The 8099-nt window shown below is 65.6% G+C and carries 6 protein-coding genes and 1 pseudogene; all 7 read right to left on the reverse strand.

All coding sequences use genetic code 11. The annotated features are described in order from the left end of the window. On the reverse strand, positions 1–982 hold a 982-nt coding region (locus BBIA_RS12965), incomplete at its 3' end, for a riboflavin kinase (RefSeq protein WP_156103700.1). Positions 983–1147: 165 nt separating this feature from the next. Next, a complete protein-coding gene (locus BBIA_RS12970; protein ID WP_033493972.1) occupies positions 1148–2044 on the reverse strand; it encodes an ABC transporter permease in 897 nt (298 codons plus the stop codon). Further along, positions 2041–2793 carry an ABC transporter permease gene (locus BBIA_RS14370; protein ID WP_033493970.1) on the reverse strand — a complete coding sequence of 251 codons (753 nt, stop codon included), beginning with the start codon at positions 2791–2793 and terminating at the stop codon, positions 2041–2043. Before BBIA_RS14370 ends, BBIA_RS12970 begins: the two co-directional genes overlap by 4 nt. Further along, the gene (locus BBIA_RS14015; protein ID WP_162179177.1) at positions 2794–3813 is read right to left on the reverse strand and encodes an ABC transporter ATP-binding protein; all 1020 of its coding nucleotides are present in this window, start codon (positions 3811–3813) and stop codon (positions 2794–2796) included. A 466-nt stretch (positions 3814–4279) separates the two neighbouring features. Further along, complete coding sequence (locus BBIA_RS12985) at positions 4280–5443, reverse strand: tRNA pseudouridine synthase B (RefSeq protein WP_033493968.1); 1164 nt, start codon at positions 5441–5443, stop codon at positions 4280–4282. A gap of 3 nt (positions 5444–5446) precedes the next feature. Continuing rightward, the gene (rbfA, locus tag BBIA_RS12990) at positions 5447–6031 is read right to left on the reverse strand and encodes a 30S ribosome-binding factor RbfA (protein ID WP_033493965.1); all 585 of its coding nucleotides are present in this window, start codon (positions 6029–6031) and stop codon (positions 5447–5449) included. A gap of 87 nt (positions 6032–6118) precedes the next feature. Further along, positions 6119–8099: pseudogene (infB, locus tag BBIA_RS12995) on the reverse strand (translation initiation factor IF-2); the annotation flags it as partial.

Here is an 8099-nt window from a genome sequence, read left to right on the forward strand (position 1 = left end):
TCGCATCGGCCGCGCCGTTCGCGCCGTGCGCATCAGCGCCGCCGCCGGCAACACCGGAACCATCGCCGTCTCCGGCCGTCGCCGTCTCGGCCGGTCCCATATCGACCAGCCAGCCCGCGTACACGCCGTCCACCGGCAGATAGCCGACGATCGAGCCTTCGTCCAGATTCGCGGTCGGGAATCCGATCGTGCGGCCGCGCTCCTCGCCGTGCACCACGACGCCCTCCACCGCGTGACGGTGGCCGAGAATCGCGTTGGCGTCGACGATGCGGCCCTGCGAGAGCAGGTAGCGCACGTTCGTGGAGCTCCAGATGCGGTGCAGCTTGGTCTGGCGCTTCTTGGTCCACGCGCGCAGTTCGGCCTTGGTCATGCCGGCGCACGGATCGCCCGGCTCGCCCCATTCGTTCGGCATGTGCGGCTGCGCGTCGACCGGGATGCGCACGGTGCCAGGGCCGGCGTCGTCCACAACCTCCAGCTCGAACACGCCGGTCGCGGCGGCGAGGTTCGCGATCGCCTTCACGTCGCCGGCGCGATCCTTGCCCATCGCCGCGTCGGAGCCAAGCACGAGCGCGCGCATGCCGAGCTTGCCGACCATCTGTCCGAGGAAGAAACGGTAGGATTTCGCGGCGAACGCCATCGTGTAGCGCACGACGAGCACATGGTCGACGCCCATGTCGCGCATCATGCGGATGCGATCGTTCGCGCCGGTGAGCGCCTGCAGGTCGGGCGTGCCCTCCGGCACGTCCATGCCGTCGTGCTCGGCGGCGTACCGGTGCGCCATGCCGGGGCGCGGGTCGAACAGCACCACCACCGAGAACGCGCCGAACCGTCGCGCGATCTCCACCGTGCGCGCGATCACGGCCTGATGGCCGCGGTGCATGCCGTCGAACACGCCGACGGTGACCACTGATTTCTTGCTTGTGCTCAGCGTGGGCCATGCGACCAGTCCGGTCGGATCGGGGGTAAGTCGAGTGATGTTCATGCCGTTCCTCAAGTCCAATGCAGTCCAATGCCCTGCGATGCGAAATACCGCCACAACTCTAGCAGCAGGCCGCGCACCGTGTCCATAATGGAAAAACCGTACGAGCTCGTCGTTTCCGTCCCAATCCTCTAGGACCGCATATGAACATGAGCCAATAACGCCCAGTCACAGGCCCAGCGAGGAGACTGTGTCATGGCGACGGTGGTAAGCCATGCAGATTCGCCACACGGCCAGAGCCGCCACCGCCCACAGCAGGCCGATTCCGACACCGATTAGCGAGTCGACCATCATGGCATGCCAGCGTCCCGCGGCGAGCGCACGCGCAGCATCGGTCAGCCATGCGAGCGGCATCGCATGCAATGCACCGGCAACGATGGGTGGGAACACGGTGAGCGGGGCGACGGCGCCGCCGACCAGAGGCAGCGCGTATCCGGCAAAATTGGCGAGAAACAGCGCGTCGTCCATCATCAAAGAGCAGGCGGCAACCAGCAAGCCCATACCTGAACAGGACAGAATGGACAGCATCATCAGCGCGACCGCAGCCACCCAGCGACGGGCATCGAAACTCACCATGCCGGAGCAACAGGCGAGCGCCGCCATCGCGGCGCACCCGCTGCACAGGGTGATCACGAACATCGCGCCGATGCGTCCCGCCCATGATCGCAGTGACGGTCGTCCCAGCGACACGTACGGCATCGTGCCTTCGAATCGGTCGGTGGCGAGCGTGGCGCTCACCGACGTGCACGATTCCACGCAGCAAGTGCCGATGAGCACGGCCATCGCGTTGACGGCGGATGCGGTGCCGTCGATGGCAGCTCCGAAACCGGCGGCTGTATGTTCTCCTGCGTGAGCGAGCATCAGGTAAAACAGGGCCGTGAATGCGGGTGCGGCGAGTACCTGTACCAGCGTGGCCGGAACGGATCCCAGCGACGGGGTGGCGCGCATCGTAATGCGCCAGCCGGTGACAAACGGCCCTTGCCACGCGGAGTCGTCCGTGTTCACGTGAGAGCGGTCGCCGCGGTTAGGATCGACGACGGAGGCAAAGATGGTGCGTATGCTCATGCCAGGTCCAAGGTTCCTTCCACGCGTGCGCGTCGTAGCGCGACGCGCAATCCGACCAATGATGCGGCCGCATATACGGCCGACAGGGCGAGGCATCCGGCGATGCCCACCCAGCATGTCCATCCCATCGACGGCTGCCGCGCGATCCATACCGCCGAGGTGAGCGGGTGCAGGAATGAGACGAGCCGCACCGGCACCGGCATCATGTCGACCGGGATGACGATGCCGCACAGCAGCCATACCGGTATAAGGATCAGCGGTTCAAATGCGGTCGCCATACGCGACAGCACAAAGACGGAGGCAAGCAGCATCGCCGACGAGCAGCAGGCGACGACCGCAAGCAGGTAGCCAACGAACTGCACGGACGTGACCATCGGCATCGGCCCGCCGGTCAGCACCGCGGTGATGCCAATCACGGCGAATGATACCGGCACGCCGATGATGCCGATCAGCGACGCAGCCGATACGAGCGGCAGGAATACCCGCCACGGTTGCATCACGCTCGCCGCCAGATACTGCAGCACGCCTTGGAAACGTTGGAATCCGATGATGCCGACGGCGAGCGTGGTGGTGGCCCACAGACCGCTGACCGACGCGTCCAGCCACAACGACTGGCCGATACGCCATTGGGCGGCGATGAGCTTGAGCAGTATGAAGCTCAACGGCGCACCGATTGCGGTCTCAAGGAAGAACGACGTGGCCCATAAGGTACGCATGTGGAACCATGTCATGCGGATCATGTCTGCCATTCAGCCCTCCCGACCAGCGTCGAGCACTGCCAGATACACCTCTTCCAAGGATGCGGGACGCCATCCCAGATGCCGTAGCTCCGGGCTTGCGGCCGCCTGCCGTATCAGTTCTGCATCGGGTTCGTGTGCTCCCTGCCATGTGACGGTGATCGACCAGACGCCGCCGCGCAGATCCGCGTTGACGCCACGCACTCCGGGGATTCCCCGCAACCGGTTCGCGGCGTCCGGATTCCATTCGCTCTCGAACGCCATGTACATGCTGACACCGTCCAGCCGGACCGAATCGGCGAGGTCCCGTACACTGCCGGACACGATGATGCGCCCTTCCCGAATCACGTGGATGCGGTCCGCGAGAGCCTCCGCTTCGGCCATCGCATGCGTGGTGAGGACGATGCCGGCACCGCCGCGCCGCATGTCCGCAATGAGTTCGCGGATGCGCAGCGCACTATGCGGGTCGAGGCCGGTGGTCGGCTCGTCGAGGAGGACGAGGGATGCGTGCGAGCACATGGCGCGAGCGATGTGCAGTCGTTGCTTCATGCCGCGCGAGAACGTCTCGACGCGCGCGTCGGCCTTGTCCTCCAGGCCAACCGCCTCCAACGATTCGCGGATGCGGGGTTCAACATCTCGATGCGATACGCCTGCCAGCTGCGCGAAGAATCTGAGATTATCGATGGCGCTGGCACGCAGGTAGAAGCCTCGTTCGCCGCCGAGCAACAACGACAGATGCTTCTCGCCCCGGTATGGGTCGGCGATTGCGTCGATACCGCAGATACGGACGGATCCGCTGTCGGGCAGCAGCAGCGTGGACGCCATCTTGATGGTCGTGGTCTTGCCGGCCCCGTTGGGTCCCAGCAGACAGACGACACTGCCGGCGTGCACGCGCATCGTCAACCCGTCCACGACGACGCGGCGCCGGTCGCGGGTACCGTACGAACGCGTCACCGATTCGAGTTCAAGCACAGGCTGGTCCGTGTGATGGTCGTGCATTCGAGAAGGAGATGCCATGTCCTGAGCCGTCATGGATACTTCCTCTCTCCGACGGCTCAATAGGCCCGCACCCTGATCTTTCCGCATCGTTCTCCTTACGATTCCACATATCGTGCATGCCGCACGAATTAAGCTTGCCGTCTCGGCCAGCGTGAGACCAGACGGATCGTTTTGCCTAGACAGCCTGCATTCCCCGCTCCTGCGCGCGGCGACGACGACCGAACCACAGATCGACGGCGGCGTCTCGCCTTTTCGCCAGCTGAACCGAGTTCCGGTCGGTAACTGGCTCACGTGTAGTGGTTTTGCCATATGCGCGACATCCATCTGACTTACGTGTAGCATCCCAAGCGCGCAGACCCGAGTATCAACGCCGAGTTTGCAACCTTCATACTTGGCGTTTGCCCATGTACCCACTACACATAAGCCAGATTGATGCGGCGAAGCGGTCCAAACCACTACACACAACGCAGAAAGGACCAGCCGCACGCACAACGGTGGACTATGACGCCGCGAACACGACGACCGGAGTGGCTTCGCCGCGCTTGGCGCGCTTGACGATCGCCGCCACGTCGCCATTGCCGAAACCGTCCGCGCCGCCTGCGCCGCCGGCAGCGGGCACGACGGCCGCGCTGACTTCGCGGATGTCGTATGGGATGCGCCGTCCGTATCGCAGGTTGTTCGCGTCCTCGGCCGTGATGTCGATCACGGGCATGGTCGCGTGCACGGCGGCTTCCATGCTCATCGTCCGTGCGAGCAGCTCGTCGCCGGTCTGGTCGAGGATGGCGCGGTTGTGCGTCACCGTTTCGCCGGCGCGGTTGACGAACGTGTGCGGTTCGACGTGCGCGGTCGCGACATGCGCGGCGATATCCGGCGAGGCGAGATCGAACCGGCCGACGCGCGTGCGCCGCAGCCGGGTCAGGTATCCGCCGCAGCCGAGGATCATGCCGAGGTCGCGGCCGAGCGCACGGATGTATGTGCCGGCCGAGCAGCTCACGCGCACGTCGAGATCGATGACCGGCACGGTGTCCGGCTCGGATCCGGCAGACGACAGTTCATCCCCGTCGATTAGCGGCCCATCGGTGCGACTCGCGTCGGTGTATCCGGCGCGCATGTCGAGCACCGTGAATGCGCTGACGGTGACCGGCCGGGCCGCGAGCGCCACGTCCTTGCCGTCGCGGGCGAGATCGTAGGCGCGCTGGCCGTTGATCTTGATCGCCGAGTACGCGTTCGGCACCTGCTCGATCGTGCCGGTGAGCCGTTCGGCGATCGTGCGTTCGATCGTGCCGCGATCGAGCGACGTCACGATATCGGCGACGCGCGACGCGGCCGTGCCCGTAAGCGCGTCCGCGTCCGCCGTCGTCTCGTCCGGCTCGATGAGCGCGCCGTCCGCGTCGTCGGTTTCGGTGGCGCGGCCGAGCCGGATCGTCGCCTCGTACGTTTTGTCGTGGTCGACGATGTAGCTGAGCAGTTTCGTCGCGTTGCCAAAGCCGATGACGAGCACGCCGGTGGCCATCGGGTCGAGCGTGCCCGCGTGGCCGACTTTCTTGGTGTGCAGTCCGGCGCGCGCGGCGGCGACCAGATCATGGCTGGTCACGCCGCGCGGTTTGTCGACGACAAGCAGTCCGGACGGCTGGGGTCGCGTTGCGGCTTGCGTTGCGGCCAACGGTCAGAGCTCCTCGACTTCGACGGCGTCGGCGTCGCCGTCGGCGGCGTCATCCGCGGAATCTTCGGCATCGTCGTAGTCCGCGTCGGACTCGTCGAACTCGTCGTCCTCGAAGTCGTCATCATCCTCGAAGTCATCGTCGTCCGTGTCACGCTCCTCGGGATGCTTGTACGGATCGGCGTCGCCCGCATACTGTGCGGTTTCGCGCGCGCGGGCCAGCTCCTCGTCGCGCTTGCGCGCGATGGCAAGGATGTCCTCGATTTCGGTGGCCTCGCCGGGCACCTCGTCGAACACGAACTGCAGCTGCGGGGTCAGGCGCAGGCCGGCCTTGGTGCCGACGAGCGAGCGCAGACGGCCCTTGGCCTGGTCGAGCGCCTGCTTGGCGCGCTTGCGTTCGCCATCCTCTTTGCCTTCGTGGCCGAGCTGCGTCCAGTAGACCTTGGCGATCTGCAGGTCGTTGGTGACGCGCACTTCGGTGATGGTCACGTTCGCGAGGCGCTTGTCGTGCAGCTGCGCCTCCATCGAGGACGCGATGACGCGCTGGATGAGCGCGGCGATGCGGGCCGCGCGCGGGTTCGTTCCTGCCATGGTGAAAGTCCTTTCCAACAAACCAACACAAACAAAGTTGGCCCCCTCGGCTGAGGGCTGAGGGGGCCAGATGAACACGGTTGGGCGCTACTTGCGCTCGACCTCGCGCATTTCGAAGGTTTCGATGATGTCGCCCACTTCGATGTCGTTGAAGGAGCCGAGGTTGATGCCGGCCTCGTAGCCTTCCGCCACCGACTGGACGTCGTCCTTGAAGCGACGCAGCGAGGAGATCTCGAGATCGTTGACCGTGGCGACGCCGTTGCGCAGGATACGGCACTTCGTACCACGCTTGACCTCGCCGTCCTGCACCATGACGCCGGCGATGTTGCCGAACTTGGAGGAGCGGAAGATCTCGCGGATCTCGGAGTGGGAGGTGACGACCTCCTCGTATTCCGGCTTGAGCATGCCCTTGAGCGCGGCCTCGATGTCCTCGATCGCCTTGTAGATGATCGAGTAGTACTTGATCTCGACGCCCTCGCGGTCGGCCAGATCCTGCACCTGACGGTTCGGGCGCACGTTGAAGCCGATGATGACGGCCTTGTCGACCGTGGCGAGGTTGACGTCGTTCTGCGTGATCGCGCCGACGCCGCGGTGGATGACCTGGATGCCGACCTCGTCGGACACCTCGATCTTCATCAGGGAGTCTTCCAGCGCCTCGACAGAGCCGGAGGAATCGCCCTTGATGACGATGTTGAGCATGTCCACCTCGGACTTGGCGAACTGCTCCTTGAGGGACTCGAGGGAGACGATCTTGCGGCGCTTGGCGAGCTGCGCGGCGCGTTCGGTGGCCTGGCGCTTCTCGGCGATCTGGCGGGCCGTGCGGTCGTCCGGGGCGACCAGGAACAGGTCGCCTGCGGTCGGCACAGACGTCAGGCCAAGCACCTGCACCGGCGTGGACGGGCCGGCTTCCTTCATGTGGTTGCCGTTCTCGTCGAGCATGGCGCGGACGCGGCCGTACGACGTGCCGGCGACGATCGCGTCGCCGATGTGCAGGGTGCCCTGCTGGACGAGCACGGTCGCCACCGCGCCGCGGCCCTTGTCGAGCCGCGCTTCGATGGTCGCGCCGCGGGCGTCCATGTTCGGGTTCGCACGCAGGTCGAGGTCGGCGTCGGCGGTGAGCAGCACCGCTTCGAGCAGCTTGTCGACGTTCGTGCCCATCTTGGCCGAAATGTCGACGAACATGGTGTCGCCGCCGTAGTCCTCGGCCACGAGACCGAACTCTGTGAGCTGGCCGCGCACCTTGTCCGGGTTCGCGCCCGGCTTATCGATCTTGTTGACGGCCACGACGATCGGCACGTTGGCTGCCTTCGCGTGGTTGATGGCCTCGACGGTCTGCGGCATGACGCCGTCGTCCGCGGCCACGACGATGATCGCGACGTCGGTGATCTCCGCACCGCGGGCACGCATGGCGGTGAACGCCTCGTGGCCCGGGGTATCGAGGAACGTGATCTTGCGCTTTTCGCCGTCAAGATCGACGGTCACCTGGTAGGCGCCGATGCGCTGCGTGATGCCGCCGGCCTCGCGCGCCACGACGTTGGTCTGGCGGATGCGGTCGAGCAGCTTGGTCTTACCGTGATCGACATGGCCCATGACGGTGACGACCGGCGGACGCGGCTGAAGATCCTCGTCCTCCTGCAGCTCTTCCTCGTCAAGGTCGATGTCGAACTGCTGGAGCAGCTCCTTGTCCTCTTCCTCAGCGGACACGATCTTGATGTTCCAGCCGATTTCCTCGCCGAGGATCTGGAACGTGGACTCGTCGAGCGACTGCGTGGCCGTGGCCATTTCGCCGAGGTGGAACAGCACGGTGACGAGGGCCGCCGGATTGACGTTGATCTTCTCCGCGAGATCGGCGAGGGACGCGCCCTGACGCAGGCGAACGGTCTGACCGTTGCCCGTCGGGATGCGCACGCCGCCGATGACCGGGGCCTTCATCTCCTGGAATTCCTGACGCTTCGCGAGACGGTTCTTGCGTGCCTTCGAGGACTTGCCGCCCTGACGGCCGAATGCGCCCGCAGCGCCGCCGCGACCGCGGGCCGCCGCCACGGGACGGACCGCTGTTGCTCGGCGA

Origin of the sequence: Bifidobacterium biavatii DSM 23969 (genome assembly GCF_000741165.1) — a bacterium.
Taxonomy (GTDB): domain Bacteria; phylum Actinomycetota; class Actinomycetes; order Actinomycetales; family Bifidobacteriaceae; genus Bifidobacterium; species Bifidobacterium biavatii.